Raw genomic sequence first — 19,743 nt, 5'->3', positions numbered from 1 at the left:
CGCCGTGGCATCCTGATCAGACCCGGACCTCTCCGAAGGTCGACGCTCCTACACCACGCGCGGGGGCACTATCTCATGTTCGCGCTGGCGCAGACCATTGCCGAAGGGTCGTCGCGCAAGCCCAGGGTCGGCGTCATCGTCGATGCCGAGCACGCCGATCACGACCGCGCCGACTGGCTGTCGCGCCCCTTCGCCGATCAGATCGAGGTGGTGGTCTCGCCGATCACCTCCACGTGGCTGGAGGCGGCCCAAGCACTTGGCGCAGCCGAGGTCGAATACGCCTTCTTCTTCGGCTATGGCGTCGGCCTTGCGCCCTATGATGCCCGCGACGAGATCCCCGCGCTGGAGCGCGCCATCGGCGCGCCGCTGATCCTGCCGCACCGCGCCACCGTGCTGCACCTCCGCAACCTGCTGATGCCGGCGTTGAACGATCTTGATCACCTTCCCGCCGACTGGAACCGCACATGACCACCGAAACGTCCCGCCACTTCGCTCCGCGCCACCTGATCTGGTCGCAGATGACCCGGGCCGAGATCACCGCCGCGCGCGACCGCGGCGCGCTGGTGATCATTCCAACCGGTTCGATCGAGCAACATGGCGATCACCTGCCGGTCGAGACCGACAGCCTGCTGAGTGCCGCCGTCGCCGAGATGGCCGCCGCCCGTATCACCGAGGTCGAGGTGATCGTCGCGCCGGTCGTCTCCTTCGGTTTCACGCCGCATCACCTCAGCTGGCCGGGCACCATCTCGCTGCGGCTCGACACCTACCTGTCCATGTTGCGCGATGTCGCCCGATCGGTGCTCGATGCCGGGTTCCCGCGGGCGATCTTCGTCAACGGGCACGGCGGCAACTCCGCGCCGCTTCGTGCGCTGGTGGGCGAGATGATCACCGATGGCCATGCGGTCGGCATGGTGGACTACTTCGCCCCGTCCTATGACGCGATGGTGGCGCTTCTGAAAGGCGATCTGCCGCGCCCCGGCCACGCCTGCGAACAGGAAACGGTCCTGGCGGGGCAGGTCCTCGGCGCGGCCGAGGCCGCACTATTGGCAGAGCGCAGCGCGGGACTTGAGCCGCGGCTGATCCAGCCGTGGGTCGCGCCGGGATGCTCCGACGATCCGGTGACCGACGCCGGCGCAGGCTGGGCCGCGATCTTCCATGCCGACGACTGCGGCTACTACGGGGACCCGGGCGCCTCCACGCCAGAAACCGGCGCGGCGGTGCTTGAGGTCACGGTGGCTGGCCTTGCGGATTTCCTCGAGAAGTTCGCCCAAACGCCGCTTCGGCTGGGCGTGGCTCCGGATCCAGCGAAACCGGGCATTGCACAGCCCCTGACCAAGAAGGTGTCGCAATGAGCTTTGACGTGATGATCACCGGTGCTGGCGCGGTGGGCGCCCATGCGGTCGAATACCTTGCCCGCCGTCCGGAAATCACCCGCATCTGCCTGATCGACCGGGATGGTCCCCGCGCCGAAGGCATTGCCTGGCGCGCCACGCTTGGCGCGCTGCAGGAAGGTCGCCACGTCCGCATCGAGGCGCACGGGCTGGACCTGGGCGACAGCGCCGCATTGGCCGAGGTCATCGCCCGGACCAGGCCGCGCGCCCTGTTCCACGCAGCGACGATGATCTCGGTGCCCGAGATGGCCCGCGGCCTGCCGCCAGAGGTGTTCGAGCGGATCCGCAGCGCCGGCATGGGGGGCTTCCTCGCCGCGCATCTTGCGCTTGGGCTGTCGGTCCAGAAAGCGCTGGGTCTGGCCGGGCACAGTTGCAGCTTGATCACCGCCCCTTTTCCCGACTTCGCCAACCAGGTGCTGACGCGCACCGCCGGAGTCTCGGGTGGCCCGAAGCCACTGACCGGCATCGGAAATGTCGACAACATGGCCGCCGAGCTGCAGGCCATGGTTGCGCAGCACATGGGCGTCTCGGCGCTGTCGGTCCGTCCGATGATCATGGCGCATCACTCGGTGGCCGAATGGTTCCAGCGCTCGGGCAATGCCGGGGCTGCGCCCTGGCTTGCGCGCGTGCTGGTCGAGGGGTGCGACGTGACCGACACGCTCGACCTCAACGCGCTGATGGCCGAGAGCGCCCGCCGGATACGTCAGGTGCCGCAGGAAAGCCGCACCGCGGCCTCGGGCGTGAAGACCGTGCTGGCAGCGCTGCGCGACGACGGCAGCTATCAGCATGGAGCCGGGCCGGACGGGAAGCCCGGCGGCTGGCCGATCCGGGTCTGGGCCGATCGTGTGGAGGTGTTGCCGGTGCCCGGGCTCGACCCGCAGGCGGCGCTGGACACCGCGCACGCCGGTCAGCTCAAAGGGGGCATTGCCGAGATCAAGGACGATGGCACCCTGATCGCGACGGATATCTGCGCGGCGGCAGTTCGCGAGGAATTCGGCGTGGACGTCGCGCGACTGTCACCGGGCGATATTCCGCAGGCGGCCGCTGCGCTTCGCGCGGCACTGAGCCGGCGGATCGCGGCGTAACAAACAAAACGGCCCGCAACCGAGGTTGCGGGCCGATCTTTATGGCGGGTCCAAATGTTCAGCCCTGACCGGGCAGCGACAACCAGTTTTCGACGCGGTGCTGCAGCCAGATCAGCACACCGTTGAGCATCAGATAGGCCAGTCCGATCACGATGAGGATCTCGAAGGGCTGGTAGGTGCGCGAGATCAGCGCCATCCCGGCGCCGGTCAACTCGGTCACCGCCACCATCCCGGCCAGTGACGAGCCTTTCATCACCAGGGTCAGGTTCGAGGTCAGCGGCGGCATGATGGTCCGGATCGCCTGCGGTACGATCACCCGGCGCAGGATCATCGGGAAGGGCATGCCTAGCGCCCGTGCCGCCTCGTACTGGGTCGAGGGGACCGCGCGCAGCCCGGCGCGGATGTACTCCATGTTGTAGCCGGTGGCCGAGAGCGTGAGCCCGGCGATCGCTGCCGGAACCGCCGCGAGATAGATGCCGACCTGCGGCAGCCCGAAATAGGTCAGGAAGAGCAGCGTCAACGCCGGTGTCGCACGCATCACCCACGAGAAGACGGCCGACACGATGCGCAGGCTGCGGATTGGTCCGTCGCGCATCACCGCGAGGGGAAAGGCCAGCACCACCGAAAGGACAATCGTCGCGCCTGCGACCCACAAGGTGGTGCCGAAGGCCTCGAGCAACAGCCCGGCGTTGTCCGTCACGACACTCCAGTTCATGTCATGCCTCCATTGATCGGGCCATAGCGGCGACGCATCAGCCCCGAGAGCAGCAATTCGGCCACCATCACCACGCTCGCCATCGCGGCGTAGACCGCGCCGGCAAACAGGATGAGCGTCATGGGATCGTTCGAGATCGCGAGGCTCTGGCGCGTGACCATCATCACCTCGCCGACGGAGACCGCCGAGGCCAGCGACAGCATCTTCACGTTGCCCGCCAGAAAGGTTGCCCAGGGGGTCACGGAGATCCGCGCAAGCTGGGGGATGATCACGCGGCGCAGCATCAGCATGCGCCCCATGCCCAGGCTGCGCGAGGTCTCGATCAGCCGCGGGTCAATGGCGGCGAGGCCGGCCCGAAAAATCTCCGCATGAAACGCGGTGCCGATCAGCACGAAGGCCAGAAAGGCCGAACCGATGGCGCCGAGATCGATCCCGATGCGCGGCAGCGCGAGAAAGCAGAACAGCAGGACCACAAGCTCGGGCAGGCCGCGGAAGATCCACGTATAGACCGAGAGCGCGCGGCGTCCGCGCGGGCCGTTGACAAAGAGCGCCAGCGACAGCCCCAGAAGGGTCGAGACGGTGGCGATGAGCGCAAACAACCAGATGGTCAGCCAGATCGCCTGCAGGAAGCGGGGCATCTGCGTTGCAAGAACGTCCATGCGCGCCTCAATCCGTCACGCTGCGCACGAAGGCCTGCAGCTCTGGTGTCGACGGATTGGCAAGGACGTCCTTGGGATCGCCCGCCTCGCAGACCCGGCCCTTGTGCATGAACACCACACGATCGGCGACATTGCGGACAAAGCCCATCTCGTGGCTGACCGACACCATGGTCATCCCCTCCGAGGCAAGGTCGCGCATCACCGAAAGCACTTCGCCTTTGAGTTCGGGATCGAGCGCCGAGGTGACCTCGTCGAACAGCAGCGCTTCGGGACGCATGGCCAGTGCACGGGCGATGGCCACGCGCTGCTGCTCGCCACCCGACATCTGATGCGGATAGGCGCTGGCGCGATGCGACAGGCGCACCTTCTCGAGCAGCGCCTCGGCCTCGGCCCTCACCTCGTCACGGGGCCGTTTCATCACCATCACCGGGGCTTCCATGACATTTTGCAGCGCGGTCATGTGCGGAAACAGGTTGAAGCTCTGGAAGACCATCGAGATCTGGGTGCGGTAGCCAAGCAGGTCACGCTCGCGCGCGGGCATGCGCTTGCCAGCATTCTGCACCCAGCCAACCTCGCGCCCCTGCCAGAGGATCCGCCCGTTGTCGGGGCGGATCAGCAGGTTGAGGCAGCGCAGCAGCGTCGATTTTCCCGACCCTGACGCGCCGATGATGGCCAGCACCTCGCCGCGATTGACGGCGAAATCGACGCCGCGCAGCACATGCTGTGCGCCCAGCGTCTTTTCCAGCCCCGCAACCTCGAGCAGCGGCCCGTCAGTGGCGGACATGGATACGCTCCGGCCAGGCGGGAGAGGTCAGCATCCGGGCATTGAAGACGTTGAGCACATTGGGCGTGACAACCGGGCAGCCCAGCCGGGCCGAGATGTCGGCAAGCAGATCCTCGGGGTCATGCGGGGCAAGACCATCGCCGTAGCCCCAGATCAGCGCCAGGTCGAACGGACCCTCGGGCGCCAGTTGATCGAGGGCCTCGCCGGTGGCGATGCCGATGCCGAAGTGACTCTCGACGTTTTCCATCCACGGCTGCGAGGTCCAGGTGGCGCGGTCCTGATCGATGTGCCACTCGGTCGGCAGCAGCAGCGCCAGCTTGAGCCCGCCGCGCGCTTCGGCCTGACGCCGCACAAGATCGAACATCAGCTGATAGGGCAGCAGCAGCGGCACCGGCGAGGACAGCGCGCCTTCGGGGTACATTTCGGCGCAGCACATCAGGATGATCTCGGCGCCGTCGGCCACGTGGGCGTCGATCGCCGCCTGCGCGCGTTCCAGATACCAGTCCTGGGCCACGAAGATCTCTTCCCAGCCCGCGCCCATGCGGCGATCGTCGGGCGTGGTGTTGTGCACGTAGCAGCCGATCCCGAGCCCATCCTCGGGCGAGATTTCATGCGCGGCGATCTCGGCGCGGGTGAGCCCGTCGAGGCAGGCCTTTTCGGTCACCTCGACCTCGAGGCCCATGGCGGTGAGGGCATTGGTGTGGAAGCTGACGTATTCGTTGCGCGGGCTTTGGCCCGTGGTGATGATCCCGATCTTGGTCGGCATGAGAGAGGGTCCTTTGGTTTCTTGGCCCCGCCATTCGCGGGCGGGACCGATTGTTCTGGATGCGTTTCGTGGGAACCCGCTCAGGACGGGTCGGCAGGCATCTGGGTGAAATCGACGGGCTGACCGAAATACTCCTCGACCAGCGCGTTGAGCGTGCCGTCCTCGCGGTAGGCCGCGATCAGCTTGTCCAGCGCTGCCGCCAGCTCGTCGTCACCGGGGGCAACGGCAACGGACTGGGTCTTGGGCGAGCGCACGTCCGGAAGCACGGTGATCAGCTCGTCCTTCGCCGCGAGATAGGACGGGCCGAGGTAATCCATGCCGATCCAGTCGATGCGGTGGTTCTTGAGGTCGAGCGACATCTCGGTCCAGCCGGGATACTCGCTGACCTTGCCAAGGCAGCCCTCGGGTAGCGAGGCTTCGATCAGGCCAAGCTCGGCGGACCCGCGGATCACACCCACGGTCTTGCCGCAGACATCCTCCCAGCCACCGATCTCGTCATTCGCCGCCAGTTTGGTGATCGCCACGCCGTTGATGATGTAGGGCGAGAGCATGATCAGGTCGTCCGACGCGAGGCGCTCTGCGGTACGGGTTACGCCCGAGGAGACGACGTCGAAGCGGTCCGAGGCGAGGCCCGGCAGAAGACCTGCCCAGTCCAGCTGTTCAAACTCGACACTGACGCCGAGGTCTTCCGCCAGCTTGGTCATCACGGCCACATCGAAGCCGTCCAGCTCACCATCATCCCCGATCATCGAGAACGGCGGAGCAGAGCCGGTTGTCCCGACAACGATGGTGTCGGCCCTGAGAAGTTCATTCTTGAAATCGGCAGCGGCAGGGCCAGCCAAAAGGGCTCCTGCTGCCAAAACCGCCATCGCGGCCATAGCACGTTCGGTCATCCAGACCTCCTTGGTTCAAGTGTCGGAAAAGTCGTGTCTTTCCGGGGCCGGTCTTGGTGCCGATCCTTCCGGGGCGGGACCGGGCCTGCGCGGCCCGTCCCCGTCGTTCAGGGCCGCGTCAGAGATGCCGCAGCATGCCGCCATCGACCCGGATCATGGACCCGGTGACGAAAGAGGCCCGTGTGGACGCGAGAAACGCCGCGACCGCACCAAATTCCTCGGGCTTGCCGTAGCGCCCGGCGGGGATCGTCGCGCGCGAGCTTGCCTGCACGTCACCGACGCTCTTGCCGGTCCGCTTCGACGCGGCCTCGTCCAGCTGCGCGACCCGGTCCGTGGCAATGCGGCCCGGCAGGATCATGTTGACCGTGATGCCATCGGCGGCGACCTCTGCCGCGAGGGTCTTCGACCAGCCCGCCAGCGCCCCGCGCACACCGTTTGACAGCGCGAGATTGGGGATCGGCGCCTCGATCCCGGAAGAGCCGATGGTGATGATCCGCCCGAATCCGCGCTCGCTCATTCCCGGCAGAAGCGCCGAGGTGAGCTTCATGATCGGACCCGCCATTGCCGCCCATGCCTCTTCCCAGGCCTCGGGCGTTTGCGCCATCGCCGGGCCGGGCTTGGGGCCGCCGGAGTTGTTCACCAGAATGTCGATACCCTGCGCGGCCATCTGTGCGGCGAGGTCCGAAACACTGCCTGCATCGGTCATGTCGAGCGCGACCGGCGTCACGAGATCGCCGAACTCTGCCGCCCACGCCCTGATCGCTTCAAGATCGCGCGCGGCGGCGAAGACCCTCACGCCCTCGCGGGCCAGCTCCTGCGCGCAGGCCGCGCCAAGGCCGCGGCTGGCACCAAGTACAAGGGCGGTTTTTCCCTGCAGTCCGAAATCCATCAGCCAAGCTCCTTAAGGCGGCGTTCCTGCCGGCTGATCAGGTAGTCGACCTCTGCTGCGGCAGCGGCCGTCAGCCCCGAGCCCGGCGCGCGCAGGGCGGGCGAAGCAATGGCGCCGCGCTGTGCCAGCACGTGCTTGCGAACGGCGAGCCCAAGGCCGGGCTGCGACTCGTAGCGGATCAGCGGCAGATAGGCGTCAAAGAGGTCATGCGCCCGATCTTTTTCACCCGCCGTCATCAGCCGGGCGATCTGCACCATCATCTCGGGGTAGCCGAAGCCGGTCATCGCGCCATCCGCGCCGCGCGCCATTTCCTCGGCCAGGAAACCGCCGCCATTGCCGCAAAGGATCGAGATGCGGCGCTGTCCGGCCGCCTCGGCCTGACGGATCTTGGTGATCTTCTGCAGGCCCGGCCAATCCTCGTGCTTGAGCATCTTGATCGAGGGAAAATCGTTGATGATCCGCGCCAGAACCTCGTCGCTGATCGCGACTTTGGTGGCCAGCGGGAAATCCTGAAGCACCACGGGGACGTCGGGCCCCAAGACATTCACCACCTGCCCGTAGTAGGCATGGATCTGCGTGTCGGTCTGAAGGCTGCCCGGTGGCGCGACCATGACGCCGGCGGCTCCGATGTCCATGGCCGCCATGCTCAGTTCGCGCAGCGCGGCGAGGCCGGGGGCAGACACACCCACCACAACCGGGCGGTTCCCGGCCCGAGCGATGACCCGGCGCGAGATTTCCAACGCCTCGGCCTGCGTCAGCTTCGGTGCCTCGCCCATCATCCCAAGAATGGTCAGCCCGTCCGCCCCGGCCTCGAAATAGAAGTCCGTCACCCGATCAAGGCTTCGCCAATCGATCGCCCCCTGCTCGTCAAAAGGCGTCACGGAAATCACGAAGACCCCGGAGGTGTTCTCGTCGATCAAACCCATATCTCGTCTCAACTTTCTGTTCGTATCCCCAGCCCCGCAGCGCGGCGGCAAGGCGTGTCGTTTCAGGCAAACCAGCCCGTCGTGGCGCGTTTCACCAGCCGCCCCGAGCCCGGAGCATTCAAAACCGCGCGGCCGTCCCAGACCGGCGCCCCGCGCAAATAGGTCGTCACGACCCGCGCTCCGAAGGTTTCTCCGTGGAAGGGGCTCCAGTTCAGGCCGTCGTGTGCGCGGGTCTCGTCCCAGGTGAAGGCACCTTCCTCGAGCACGGCGAGATCGGCTTCGCGCCCGACCTCGATGGCGCCCTTGCGGTCGTCGATCCCGAAGAAGCGCGCGGGATGTTCCGAAAGCATCCGCGCGCACATCCGCGCCGGATCGTGACCGCGATCGCGCGCGAGCGTGAAGAAGGCGGGCAGCAGCGTTTCCATGCCGGGCACGCCCGCCCCCGCGTCGAAGATGGAGGCGGTGTACTTGTTGTCGATCGGCCAGCTGGAGTGGTCGGACGAGACGAAAGCCACATGCCCCGCCTCGACCGAGGCCCAGATCCCGTCGATCGCGCCGGGGCGGATCGGAGGATTCACCTTCATCCGTGCGCCCAGACGTTCACCATCGCGGGCGGCGTCGAACCAAAGGTAGTGCACGCAAAGCTCGCCCGTCGCGCGCATCCCGGACGCAGCAAACATCGCCGTGATGTCAAAGCTTTCACGTGCCGTCTGGTGGACGGGATGCGCGTGCGCGCCAGCGGCTTGCGCCAGCGCGAAGAACTGTGCGGTCGCAGCCATCTCGGCAGCCAGCGGGCGCGAGGTGGAATGCGCCTCAATGCCCTCGATCCCCGCAGCACGGGCGCGCGCCATACGCGCATGCACGATTTCCTGGTCCTCGTTGTGCAGCCCGAGCGGCAGGTCGGTGGCCGCAAGCTGTTCGAAGAGGTCGAGCGTCAGATCCTCGGCGATGCGCGGAAAGCGGGTCGGGCTGCTCTCGAATGACGAGATCTTGAAGGCCACCACCCCAGCCTCGATCAAAGCGTCGAGCTGCGCGGCACCGGTCTCGCGTGTCGCCGTACCGTAAAGCGCCATATCCGCATGGGCGTGCTGCGCCACCGCATCCGCCTTCGCGGCGAAGCGGTCGGGGCGGTCCAGCGGCAGCGGATTGTCATAGGGCATGTCCACGAGCGTCGTCACCCCGCCCGCAACGGCTGACGCCGTGGTCGGCGCGATGCCGGGAAGTCCCAGGTAGCTGGTCGCATGTGTCTGGCCATCGACGACGCCGGGCAGGATCAGTGCCGACCCATGATCGTCGGTCTGCGCCGCGGCGGGAGGCTCGCCCTGCCCGATCGCGGTGATCCGCCCGTCCTCGATGCCGACCCAGCCTCCGTCGAGCCGGCCATGCGGGGTGACAAGGCAACCTTTGACAACGCGGTCCATCACGAACCCTTTCTTGTGTAGTCCAGATCCAGCGCCGAAATGGCGTTGGCGACGGCCGCCTGCACAGGGTCGATCACAACGCGCCCGAGCGCCGCCTGGAGTTCTTGGCGCTGCCCGCCCATGCCGGCGCAGCCGAGGATGAGCACCTCGGCGCCGTCCTCGTGGATCAATGCACGGCCGGTGCGTGTGACCGCTGCGCGGGCCGCATCGACGTCATTTGCCTCGGCCACGGTCATGTCGACTGAACGGTCTCCTGCCAGCCGGGTCGTCAGGCCCAATCCGTCGATCCGCGCGAGGTGACGCGCGATAGAGGAGGGTCCGAGCGAGACCACGCCGAAGCGCGCGCCATGCACCAGCGCGGCGCAATAGGCCGACTCGGCGATCCCGAACACCGGCTTGTCGGTGACCTTCCGCGCCTGCTGGACGCCCGGATCGGAAAAGCAGGCAATGACGAAGGCGTCCGCTTTGGTGCGGCGGACATAGTCGATAACCATCGGCACCACGTCTGCGACGTGCTGATCGGTTTCAATCCCTTCAGGGCCCTCTTCCAGCGTATCGCAGATGATCGCGTGGCGCGTCGTGGCGATGAGCGGCGCAAGACAGTCATTCATAGAGGTGGTCACCTTGCGGGAACTGTTGGGATTCAGGACAGCAATCTGCATTTCGGTTCTTTCAGTTTCGTCGGCCGCAGGAGGTGCGAACGGTCATGTGAAGGCTCTCGATGATCGGGTCCAAACACCCGGGAAGAGGGCTCATTCGGTGCACGTCGTGGCCAATCCGAGCTTTGGCGCTCATGTCGTCCCGAGTGGCTCTTGATGAAGCAAGGAGCCGCCGGCCGATGTGCTCCTTGGGGATGCGCGACTTCAGAAGTGACCGCTCTGCTCGGGCCAAGCACTTAAGAGTTTTGAAGATAAAATGCGCGTAAGCGGCTGTGACGATGCGGCAATCACCGGAAGTCGCGCTCTGCGTTCGGAGCGGAAGAGCTGGTCTTTGGTCTTGCCCATACATGAAAGAGCGAATCATCCATCGTTGCGATCTGTTGAGATTTTTAGAGATATATCACTGGGCATCAACACTGACATATCGCAAGACCGGCACAGAAGAAATTTCCCGTGCCCTCTGCTGGTTTTCTGTGCAATTCTGCAGCGTCTTCATCCCACTCGACGGTGAGGCTAAGGTGCCTCGCCCTCGCAAGCGTCACGCACGCGGTTCAATTTCGCCCTTTCGGACAGCTGGAACGCCGCTCATCGGCGGTACGAAGCGACTTCTGTTCGGCCGCCCAGACCGGCTCTCCGACCCGCATTGCGAAGGTTGCCAAGGTGAGGCACGCACCGAACTGCGCCATGAGCGGCATCGGGTGAACGCCACCGCGTGATTGGCTTGAGCATGGGCCGCATGCCTTGCGCAGTACATTCCACGGGACCGACACTAAGAAAGTGGTCGGGGTGCCGCTCTCCTACCCCTCGGTGCTGCCGCTGATCTCCCTGTCGAGCACAGCATAGGTCAGCGCCTTGGCATCGGCGTCGAGCGCGAGCGACCGCGCCACCCCGGCGCAGATGAGGGTGACCATCGAGACCAGCACCTGAGCCCCGGACAGCAGCACCCCGATGATGGCAAAGCCCCGGCCCGCGTCCTCGAGCCAGCCCACGCCGGACCGAAACAAGGCGCACCGTCACGAAGACCGAGGCGCAGATCAGCACCGCCGACAACAGCGCGGCGGCGATGATGTCGGTGTAGGGCACGCCGACGACCTCGGCCATGACGAAGGCCGCGGCCCTAATGACCGGTAGCGCGATCTACCCGCCGGTCGAGGCCACCGCCCCGACCGCGGCGACGAAGGGGCGCGGGAATCCAAGCGAGACGCAGGAGATGGTCTTTGACATACACGACCGGGCAGTCGCCGTTTTCGTCGATGCCTGTCCGCGCGGCCTCTGCGACAGCGTCCAAGGACCCCATCGCTGCGAGGAATTTCCGGTGAAGCGTCCTTGGTCTGAGCCGTCGGCGACAGACGCGAAAACGGCGGTGGAGACGATCTTCTTGTGCCGGGAGCGGGCCTGAAATCGCTGCTTCCCACAGAGGTGCGGGCAATTTCTTGTCGATCAGCCGTCCAACGGGCGTGACCCGATGGCGCTGCAATGAACGGCCCGGTGCCCTGCGCCATGGCGCGCCCTTCAAACAGGGGGAGCTGCCACTTGCCATGCGGCGTGTCAAACGCAAGCTGGGCCGTCCCCTACTGGCGGGTGGATGTTCGCAGCGCGGAGGTCCTGCAGCAGCGCATGGTCGTGCCCATTCACCGTCCGGCGGGGCAATGCGGAACACTGTGCCGACAGCGGCGGCACCGGACCCGGCGAGGCGCTTCTGGCCGCCGGAATTGGCCGGGCCTGCAGCCGCAGCGGCAAGAGGGACCCGGTCTTCGACGTCCTCGACTGGTGAACAGGCTCGACGCCGAGGCACGCGACGATCGGCAAGGACGCATCGCAGATTTCCTCTGCCGGATGGATCTGTTCGCCATCGGTCTCGACCGCATGGCGACGCGATGGCCCACTCCTCCACGCGACTGGCTCCCTGCCAATCGCTTAGAAAGGCGGGTATCATCCATCGCCACAGAGGGACACACGACCCACGCGTTGGCTTTTCCAGACGGCTTGAAGGTTGGCGTCAGTCCTTAGATTGGCCCCACAACGGGTGACCTTCGAAAGCGGTCCGAGATGTCGATCGGGCAAACCCTGATCGCCCTGCGAACTCCGGAAGGCTCGCGACCAGATATCAACCTCGGCTTTCGACCCATTCTCACGCGAAGGTTTCAACCTTTGGGCCAAGATTGCGCAGCAAGACCCGGATATCGCTTTTGACGGCGATCCCCTTTTCCCGCAGCAACTTTGGTGCTCGCCTCATGGCACGCCGCTGCTGGCGTTCGAGGGAGCCGACATGCATCGGGCGGTACAGGTTGACCCGCGTCATCTGTACGATCCCCGCGCATCCTTCCGATCGGCCTTGATCACCTGGGCCTTGAGAACGCTGACCGCGAAGGCGAGGTCAGCGGGGATACACCCCGTCTTCTCAACCTCTGGAGAATGACTTTCGACCAAGTCGACGGAGCATTCTTCCGCAAGCCTGCAACTCGACGTGAGTTTCGTGTCAGGGAACTGCCGTGGCAGCAATGGCTTGAAGCTGCTTGAAGACGGCATAGCGATCCAGATGCCCGGCCACCGCTTCCGGACTGGGAAGGTTGATGCCACCGCTGCGCGACATCGCCTTCATGGCGCTGGCGGCATCTTCGTGGCACCCGCCCGCCAAGGCACCGAGCATGGAGGCCCCAAGCAGAACGGGCTCGGCCGTTTCCGGAGCAACGACGGGCTTCCCGGTGGTATCAGCGAGGATCTGGCGGATCACCGGATGCCGGCCCGCGCCGCCACTGATCGCGATACGGGCGATCTCTGCGCCGGCGGCGCTCTGGGCCTCGATGATCTGGCGCAGACCGTAGCCCAATCCGCAGATCGTCGCGAGGTAGAGCGCCAGCAGGCTGTCGAGGCCGCGTTCCATGCCGATCCCCAGGATCGTGGCGCGGCGGTGCGGATCGGCGTGAGGCGCGCGGTTGCCGAGCACTTCCGGCACGACGTGGACCCCCTGGACGAACTCGAGAACCTCCCGGTCGCCAACCTGATCCGCGAGCCAGGACGGCAGGCTCTGCCCGGCCGCCGCGGCGCGCTCATGCGCCTTTGCAGCGTAGGGGTGATGGTCGATCAGCTGGTCGACGGCCGCGCCCGCCGCGGACTGCCCGCCTTCGTTGAGCCACATGCCGGGGATCATCGCCGAGTGGTACGGCCCCCAGACACCGCGCACGAAGGCCGGCGTCTCCGTGGTGGTCATCGTGCAGGACGAGGTGCCGAAGACATAGGCGAGATCGCCGGTCGGATCCCCGCTGGTCCCGACGGTGCCGAGCCCGCCTGCATGTGCGTCGATCAACCCCGCGCCAACGGGCGTTCCCTCGGGCAGGCCCAGTTGCGCCGCGGCCTCCGCCGTAAGGCCGGTGCCGAGCGCGGTTCCCGCAGCGACGACGCGGCTGCCAATACGGGTGAAGCCGTCCTTGCCGAGGTCGCCGAGACCGACTTTTTCGAAGTAGCTCGCGTCCCAGCCCCCTTCGTGCCCCAGGTAGGTCCATTTGCAGGTGACCGTGCAGATCGAGCGGGACAGATCCCCCGAGGCCTTCCACGTCAGGAAGTCCGTGAGGTCCATGAACTGCCATGCGGCGGCATATATCTCGGGCGCATGTTCCTTGAGCCAGAGCAGCTTGGGAGTCTCCATCTCGGGCGAAATGACGCCCCCGACGTAGTCGAGCACGGGATGGCCGAGGGCGTTGATCCGTGCCGCCTGTTCGGTGGCGCGATGATCCATCCAGACGATGATGTTCCTGTCCGCATCAACGGGCAGCGGCGCGCCTCCCTCCCCGAGGATCACCAGCGAGCAGGTTGCATCAACGCCGATGCCGCCGATGCTTGCCGGGTCGACCCCGGCGGCCTTCACCGCCTCGCGCACGGCGGTGCAGACCGCAGACCAGATGTCGTCGGAGGATTGCTCCACGCGATTGCCCGGGCCCTTCCAGAGCGCGACCTCCTGCGAGGCGGTGCCCTTCAGCACCCCCTGCGCGTCGAAGACACCCGCCCGTGCCGAGCCCGTGCCCACGTCAATGCCGATCAGATGCATGTCAGAGATCCACGCTGTTGGGCAGAATGACCATGTCACGGATCACCACGCCCTTGGGGCGGGTGAGCATGAAGACGACCGCCGTGGCCACTTCTTCCGGCTGCATCAGCGAGCCGTTCGCAAGTGCCTCTTCCATCTTTTCCTTGGGCCAGTCGTCGAGCAGCGCCGTGACCACCGGGCCGGGCAGGACCGCGCCCATCCGGATGCCATGCTGGGACACCTGGCGCCGCGTCGTGTGCAGAAAGGCCTGCACGGCGAATTTCGAGGCCGTGTAGATCGGTTCCCAGACGACCGGGACGACGCCTGCCACCGATGAGGTGAACAGGACGTCGCCCGACTTTCGCGCGATCATGCCAGGGAGGACGGCATTCACGCAGCGGAAGGCCGCATTGATGTTCAGGTTCAGCATCCGGTCCCAGGCATCCGGGTCGCCCTCGGCTGCAGGGCCGCCGACGTAGGCCCCGGCGTTGGCGTGGAAGATGTCGAGCGGGCCGACGAGGTCCTCGATCCGGGGAACCATGGCCGAAACCGCAGGCCCGTCGAAAAGGTCGAGCACGAGGGGATGGGCGTTCTCACCCAGCTCGCTGCAGAGCCTGGAAAGTTTCTCGGAGTCGCGATCGATGAGCACGACCCTGGCGCCTTCCGCCAGAAGCGCCTTGGCGCAGGCGAGGCCGATGCCGCTGGCCGCGCCGGTGATGGCGGCCGCTTTGCCGTTCAGTTTCATGGTCTTGTCCTTATGCGCGGCCATGCGAGGCACGGGAGCGACGGGCGAGGCTGTCGACGATCACGGCAATCGCGAGGACGCCGCCGGTGATCATGTAGCGAAGGCTCGAGGAAAGGTTCAGCAGCGTGAGACCGTTGGAAATGGCCTGGATCACGATGATCCCGAGCAGTGCCGACCAGGCGGAGCCGCGCCCGCCAAAGAGCGAGGTGCCCCCGATGACCGCCGCGGCGATCGCGTTCAGGTTCACGTCACCCGTGCCGGCCTGCTGCGAGGCGGAGGCGAGGCGGGAGGCGGCGAAGACACCCCCGAGGGCCGCCAGCGACGAACAGAGCATGAAGGCCGACAGGCGGATCTTCTTCACCGAGATGCCGGAGCGGCGCGCAGCCTCGGCATTGCCGCCGACCGCGAACATGGAGCGCCCCCATTGCGTGCGGCGCAGCGCATAGTCGAGCGCGACGACGAAGAGGGTGAAGACACCGAACATATAGGGCACGCCGCGGCCCTGCTCGAGATAGGCGACGCAGCCGATAAGAGCCACGGTGATCACGCCGGCCTTCACCAGCAGCACCGACAGTCCCGGGCTCGAGAGGTTGGCGTCACGCCGGCGCTTCATCGTCTTCAGCCCCGAAAAGACCATCAAGGCACCCGGCAGGATCGCCGCGAGATAGGACAGCCAAGCGGGCATGATGAGGATCTGGCCGAACTTCACCAGCGGCGAGGTATAGGGCAGGTTGATCGATCCCGTGGCCCCCAGCAGGTAGAGTTGCAGGCCAAGCAATGCCAGCAGCCCCGAGAGCGTGGCGACGAAGGACGGCATCTCGAACTTGTTGCGCAGGAAACCATAGACGAAGCCGACCGCCGCACCTGCAAGGACCGCCCCGAGGATGGCGAGCATCATCGGCAGGCCCGAGTTCACCCAGAGCACACCGACGAGCGCCGAGGACAGGCCGGACATCGAGCCGATCGAGAGGTCGATTTCGCCCAGCAGCAGCACGCAGACGACACCCAGCGAGATCAGGCCGATGGCGGCGGCGTCGAACAGCAGGTTCACGAGGTTGTTCGGCGCAAGAAACACCGGGTTCAGGGACGAGAACACCAGCGTGATCAGCAGCAGGCCGATGAAGACCGGCAGCATTCCGAGGTCGCCGGATCGGACGCGGTCGACGAAGGCGCGCAGCGCACCGGAGAGACCTTCGTCATGGCGGACGCGCGTATCGGCGCGGTCGAGTTGTGCGCCGCTCATGCGACTTCTCCTTGCTTGCGGGCCATGCGGCGAGAGACCGAGTTTTCAGAGGCGCCGGTGATCGCGGCGACCAGTTCCTGATGAGAGGTTTCGGCGGTGAACACGCCGTTGTTCTGGCCAAGGCGCAGGACAACGATGCGGTCGGCCACGGCGCGCACATCCTCCATGTTGTGCGAAATGAGGATCACGCCATGCCCGCGCTCCCGGACGCGCTCGATGAGGTTCAGAACCTCGGCGGTCTGCGCGACGCCAAGCGCGGCGGTCGGCTCGTCCAGCATGATGATCTTGGGGTCGAGCAGCAGCGACCGGGCAATGGCCACGGTCTGGCGCTGGCCGCCCGAGAGCGAGGCGATCGGCTCACGGACAGAAGGAATGCGGGCGGCGAGTTCCTGCAGGAGTGTCCAGGCGCGAACCTCCATTTCCACTTCATCCAACGCCCAACGGTTCAGCTCGTGACCCAGGAAGAGGTTGGCAACCACATCGAGGTTCTCGCACAGCGCCAGATCCTGGAAAACGGTGGCGATGCCGAGCGCCAGCGCGGTGCCGGGGCTGTCGAGCGTGACGGGCGTGCCGCACCACTCGATGGTTCCGGAAGTCGGCTGGTGCACACCCGCAAGCGTCTTGACCAGCGTCGACTTGCCCGCGCCGTTGTCGCCGACCAGGGCGACGACCTCGCCTGCATGCACATCCAGCTCGATGTCCTTGAGCGCGGTCACCGCGCCGAACTGCTTCGACACGCCGCGCAGTTTCAGGATCAGTTCACCCTGTTCCATGTTCTCTCCTCCCTGTTTTACCGGGGGCAACGTGCTGCCCCCGGCGATCTTTTGCCCGGAGCTTACTCGATGCCCAGCTCGGCGCAGGGGTCGGCGTATTCGCCCGTGCAGACCTCGGCAGCGGTCTGGATCCCCTTGTCGAAAATCTCGGCCTTGATGTTTTCCTGCGTCACGACCGCCGGGACGAACAGCTGCGAGGGCGTGTCGTAGAGCGTCGTGGTGGCCTCCGGCTCTTCGCCGTTGACGAGCTTCATCGCCACTTCTGCCGCAGCCTCGGCAACGATTTCCGAGGGCTTGGAGATCGTGTTGTACTGGTCGCCCGCGATGATGAGCTGCAGCGCTGCGATGGTGGCGTCATTGCCGGTCACCGGCGGCAGCGGATCGACGCCGGCCGCTTTCATCGCCGCGATCGCGCCGCCGGCGGTGCCGTCGTTGGCGGCCACGATGCCCTTGATTTCAGGGCCGAAGCGGGTGATCTGGCCGGCCGCCCACTCCTGCGCCTTCGGCGGCGCCCAATCCGGGGTGTCGAACTCGGAAAGCGTCTTGTAGGCGGAGTTGTCGAGCGCGGAGTCGATGCCATCGCGGATCAGCCCGGCAGCGGCGTCGGTGGGCGAGCCGTTGATCTGAAGCACGCCTTCGCCCTCGGCGACGCCCGACGCCTTGAGGTGGTCGACCAGGGATTGCGCGATGGCCCGACCGATGCCCTCGTTGTCGAAGGACACGTAGAAATCCGCCGGTACATCGGGGATCGGCCGGTCATAGGCCACGACCTGCACATCCTGGGAGTGCGCGATCTGCACCAGTGCCGCCGCGGCGGAACTGTCGACCGGATCGAGCACGATGACTTTCGCGCCCTGCGCGATCACCGAGTTGAACTGCTGCTGCTGCAGGGCCACGTCGGCGTTGGCATTCTGGTAGATCACCGTGCAGTCGGGGCAGAGCTTGTCCATGGCGGCCTTGAAGCCGGGATAGTCGTGCTGTTCGTAACGGGTGGATGCCTGATCGGGCATCAGAAAGGCGACGGTCGCCTCTGCATGCGCCACGGTCGCGGATGCGATCGCCAGCACGGATGCGGCGAGAAAACGGGTCTGGGTCATGTTACTCCTCCTGTCATGTCAGACCGGCCCTGCGGGCAGCGCACAAGGAGGGAGTCCTCCGGACAAGCGGCCCGGCAGCACCCAGAACAAGTTCCTCCTCCCAGCGCGCCATCTTTGGACGCTCTATCGGACGAGCATGGTATTATTGCGATGCTCAACCGATAGAGCATAATTGCTCTCGACCCTCGATCCTGTCAAGATCGCTGAATGAACACTCTTTGCGAGAGGCATTCTCATGACGGCCGGTGACGGAATTTCCTCAAGGCGGACAACGATCTACGATTTGGCCAGGATCGTCGGCACCTCCCCCACAGCCGTCTCCTCCGTGCTCAACGGGTCGTGGAAGAAGCGCAGAATCAGCCAGAAGCTCGCCGATCGCGTCCTGAGCGCCGCCGAGGAGAATGGCTACGCGCTCAACATCCAGGCCAGCGTCCTGCGCCGCGAGAAATCCAACATCGTCGGCATGATCATCCCGAAATACGACAACCGCTTCTTCGGCGCGATCGCGGAGCGCTTCGAGGAGGCCGCGCGCGCCGAAGGTCTCTTTCCGGTCATTACCTGCACGCAGCGCGATCCCGATCTCGAGGTCGAGGCGGCGCGCGGGCTGCTGTCCTACCAGGTCGATTGCCTGGTGGCCTGTGGCGCAACAAATCCAGACCATATCGCCGAGCTCTGCGCTGCGAATGGGGTCGCAACGATCAACCTCGATCTGCCGGGCGGCCGCGCGCCGTCGATCATTTCCGACAGCTACTCTGGTGCCCTGGACCTCACGAACGTCATCCTCGACGCTTGCGAGCGAGACCTGGGGTCCAGGGCGCCGCTGGTCTTCATCGGCGGCCGCCTCGACGATCACAATACCAAGGAACGGCGGCGCGGCTTTCTCGACGCCCACGCCGCCCGCGGGATCGAGGTGCCCGAAGGCAACGTGCTGATGCCGGGCTATGCGCCCGAGAAGGCGCGCGCTGTCCTGGAAAGGATGCCGGCGCAAGCCCGGGGCATTTTCGTGAATTCGACCATCACCCTCGAAGGCGTGGTCCAATGGATGCAGTCGCTGCCGCCGGCAGAGGCCGCCGCAATGCGTTACGGCAGCTTCGACTACGATCCTTTCGGCGCCTTGCTGCCGCAGAATGTCGGCATGGTCGAGCAGGACGTTCCGAGCCTCATCGCGGCACTCGTGGCGAGGATGAGTGACCTCCCCAATGCGCCGATCGACGTGACGAAAGTGCCCTGCATTCTTCGTCTGCCGCAGATCACGCCCCCGCACGGAGCGCCTTCGCACAGCAATCGCGGGATGCCGAACGACCACATGAGGTCATGAGAACGGCGGCCGGCCGAAGGGCGTCACAGTCACCAAGGCTCTTTGACTCTCGCCAAAGAGAGGATTTCGACGCGCTCACCATGTAGGGTCGAAATATGCAATAAACATGGTGGCCTACCCAAAGATCGGCGCGTCTCTGCTCCTTGACCTATCCGCGACAGCGCACCTCTCCGACCCCAATTTGAACAAGGTGAAAGCGCGCCGACGGAACCTCGGTGACCGAAGTCATCTCGGTCCAGCCCCCTGCACTTGCCTGGCCCCCAAGACCTGGCTTCGCATCACGTCACTCCGGCGCGGATGAGGACGGAGATTGCGGTTTCGAAATGTTCGGTCATGGCGGCCTCGGCTCTGGAGC

21 protein-coding genes and 1 pseudogene are annotated in these 19,743 nt (G+C 65.8%); 5 read left to right on the top strand and 17 right to left on the bottom strand.

Annotated features, from left to right (window positions below; translation table 11 throughout):
• From IQ782_RS28475 to IQ782_RS28465, 3 genes are all read left to right on the top strand, one after another.
• A partial coding sequence (locus IQ782_RS28475; protein ID WP_240989651.1) for a hypothetical protein occupies window positions 1-468 on the top strand: 468 nt, incomplete at its 5' end.
• Window positions 465-1,352, top strand: a complete 888-nt coding sequence (locus tag IQ782_RS28470; RefSeq protein ID WP_194138055.1) for a creatininase family protein — start codon at window positions 465-467, stop codon at window positions 1,350-1,352. The genes IQ782_RS28475 and IQ782_RS28470, both read left to right, overlap by 4 nt.
• Window positions 1,349-2,476 (top strand): saccharopine dehydrogenase NADP-binding domain-containing protein, encoded by a 1,128-nt coding sequence (locus IQ782_RS28465; RefSeq protein WP_194138054.1) that lies wholly within the window; start codon window positions 1,349-1,351, stop codon window positions 2,474-2,476. The genes IQ782_RS28470 and IQ782_RS28465 overlap by 4 nt, the downstream gene beginning before the upstream one ends.
• Before the next feature lie 58 nt (window positions 2,477-2,534).
• On the opposite strand, the gene IQ782_RS28460 is transcribed toward IQ782_RS28465, so the two are convergent.
• The 11 genes and pseudogenes from IQ782_RS28460 to IQ782_RS30095 form a co-directional block, all read right to left on the bottom strand.
• Window positions 2,535-3,191 carry an amino acid ABC transporter permease gene (locus tag IQ782_RS28460; protein WP_194138053.1) on the bottom strand — a complete coding sequence of 219 codons (657 nt, stop codon included), beginning with the start codon at window positions 3,189-3,191 and terminating at the stop codon, window positions 2,535-2,537.
• Complete coding sequence (locus tag IQ782_RS28455) at window positions 3,188-3,850, bottom strand: amino acid ABC transporter permease (RefSeq protein WP_194138052.1); 663 nt, start codon at window positions 3,848-3,850, stop codon at window positions 3,188-3,190. The genes IQ782_RS28460 and IQ782_RS28455 overlap by 4 nt, the downstream gene beginning before the upstream one ends.
• A gap of 7 nt (window positions 3,851-3,857) precedes the next feature.
• Entirely contained in the window at window positions 3,858-4,634 is a 777-nt protein-coding gene (locus IQ782_RS28450) for an amino acid ABC transporter ATP-binding protein (RefSeq protein WP_240989650.1), read from the bottom strand.
• On the bottom strand, window positions 4,621-5,400 hold the full coding sequence (locus IQ782_RS28445; RefSeq protein ID WP_194138051.1) for an AroM family protein: 780 nt from the start codon (window positions 5,398-5,400) through the stop codon (window positions 4,621-4,623). Before IQ782_RS28445 ends, IQ782_RS28450 begins: the two co-directional genes overlap by 14 nt.
• Window positions 5,401-5,480: 80 nt before the next feature.
• Window positions 5,481-6,293, bottom strand: a complete 813-nt coding sequence (locus IQ782_RS28440; RefSeq protein ID WP_194138050.1) for a substrate-binding periplasmic protein — start codon at window positions 6,291-6,293, stop codon at window positions 5,481-5,483.
• 118 nt (window positions 6,294-6,411) lie between these two features.
• Window positions 6,412-7,182, bottom strand: a complete 771-nt coding sequence (locus IQ782_RS28435) for an SDR family oxidoreductase (RefSeq protein WP_194138049.1) — start codon at window positions 7,180-7,182, stop codon at window positions 6,412-6,414.
• Window positions 7,182-8,108 carry a dihydrodipicolinate synthase family protein gene (locus tag IQ782_RS28430; protein ID WP_194138048.1) on the bottom strand — a complete coding sequence of 309 codons (927 nt, stop codon included), beginning with the start codon at window positions 8,106-8,108 and terminating at the stop codon, window positions 7,182-7,184. Before IQ782_RS28430 ends, IQ782_RS28435 begins: the two co-directional genes overlap by 1 nt.
• 62 nt (window positions 8,109-8,170) lie before the next feature.
• Window positions 8,171-9,529 carry a dihydroorotase gene (locus IQ782_RS28425; protein ID WP_194138057.1) on the bottom strand — a complete coding sequence of 453 codons (1,359 nt, stop codon included), beginning with the start codon at window positions 9,527-9,529 and terminating at the stop codon, window positions 8,171-8,173.
• Window positions 9,529-10,191, bottom strand: a complete 663-nt coding sequence (locus IQ782_RS28420; protein WP_194138047.1) for an aspartate/glutamate racemase family protein — start codon at window positions 10,189-10,191, stop codon at window positions 9,529-9,531. The genes IQ782_RS28425 and IQ782_RS28420 overlap by 1 nt, the downstream gene beginning before the upstream one ends.
• 794 nt (window positions 10,192-10,985) lie before the next feature.
• The gene (locus IQ782_RS30100) at window positions 10,986-11,192 is read right to left on the bottom strand and encodes a hypothetical protein (protein ID WP_240989652.1); all 207 of its coding nucleotides are present in this window, start codon (window positions 11,190-11,192) and stop codon (window positions 10,986-10,988) included.
• 31 nt (window positions 11,193-11,223) lie between these two features.
• Window positions 11,224-11,289 (bottom strand): annotated as a pseudogene (locus tag IQ782_RS30095) (hypothetical protein); the annotation flags it as partial.
• On the opposite strand from IQ782_RS30095, the gene IQ782_RS30090 reads away from it, so the two are divergent.
• The gene (locus IQ782_RS30090) at window positions 11,288-11,587 is read left to right on the top strand and encodes a hypothetical protein (protein WP_420832702.1); all 300 of its coding nucleotides are present in this window, start codon (window positions 11,288-11,290) and stop codon (window positions 11,585-11,587) included. The pseudogene IQ782_RS30095 and the gene IQ782_RS30090 overlap by 2 nt on opposite strands.
• Before the next feature lie 732 nt (window positions 11,588-12,319).
• Here the strand turns inward: IQ782_RS30090 and IQ782_RS28410 are convergent.
• The 6 genes from IQ782_RS28410 to IQ782_RS28385 form a co-directional block, all read right to left on the bottom strand.
• Window positions 12,320-12,490, bottom strand: coding sequence for a hypothetical protein (locus IQ782_RS28410; protein WP_194138046.1), 171 nt, complete (start codon window positions 12,488-12,490; stop codon window positions 12,320-12,322).
• Between the two features lie 177 nt (window positions 12,491-12,667).
• A complete protein-coding gene (locus tag IQ782_RS28405; RefSeq protein WP_194138045.1) occupies window positions 12,668-14,233 on the bottom strand; it encodes an FGGY-family carbohydrate kinase in 1,566 nt (521 codons plus the stop codon).
• A 1-nt stretch (window position 14,234) separates the two neighbouring features.
• Complete coding sequence (locus IQ782_RS28400) at window positions 14,235-14,957, bottom strand: SDR family oxidoreductase (protein WP_194138044.1); 723 nt, start codon at window positions 14,955-14,957, stop codon at window positions 14,235-14,237.
• 10 nt (window positions 14,958-14,967) lie between these two features.
• The gene (locus tag IQ782_RS28395; RefSeq protein WP_194138043.1) at window positions 14,968-16,200 is read right to left on the bottom strand and encodes a sugar ABC transporter permease; all 1,233 of its coding nucleotides are present in this window, start codon (window positions 16,198-16,200) and stop codon (window positions 14,968-14,970) included.
• Window positions 16,197-16,973, bottom strand: a complete 777-nt coding sequence (locus IQ782_RS28390) for an ATP-binding cassette domain-containing protein (protein WP_008887888.1) — start codon at window positions 16,971-16,973, stop codon at window positions 16,197-16,199. The genes IQ782_RS28395 and IQ782_RS28390 overlap by 4 nt, the downstream gene beginning before the upstream one ends.
• Before the next feature lie 62 nt (window positions 16,974-17,035).
• Entirely contained in the window at window positions 17,036-18,070 is a 1,035-nt protein-coding gene (locus tag IQ782_RS28385) for an ABC transporter substrate-binding protein (RefSeq protein ID WP_194138042.1), read from the bottom strand.
• A 235-nt stretch (window positions 18,071-18,305) separates the two neighbouring features.
• On the opposite strand from IQ782_RS28385, the gene IQ782_RS28380 reads away from it, so the two are divergent.
• Entirely contained in the window at window positions 18,306-19,388 is a 1,083-nt protein-coding gene (locus IQ782_RS28380) for a substrate-binding domain-containing protein (protein WP_194138041.1), read from the top strand.
• The last annotated feature ends 355 nt before the right edge of the window (window positions 19,389-19,743 follow it).

Origin of the sequence: Salipiger mangrovisoli, assembly GCF_015223355.1 — a bacterium.
Lineage (GTDB): Bacteria > Pseudomonadota > Alphaproteobacteria > Rhodobacterales > Rhodobacteraceae > Salipiger > Salipiger mangrovisoli.
This window is presented reverse-complemented; position numbering and strand designations above follow the sequence as displayed.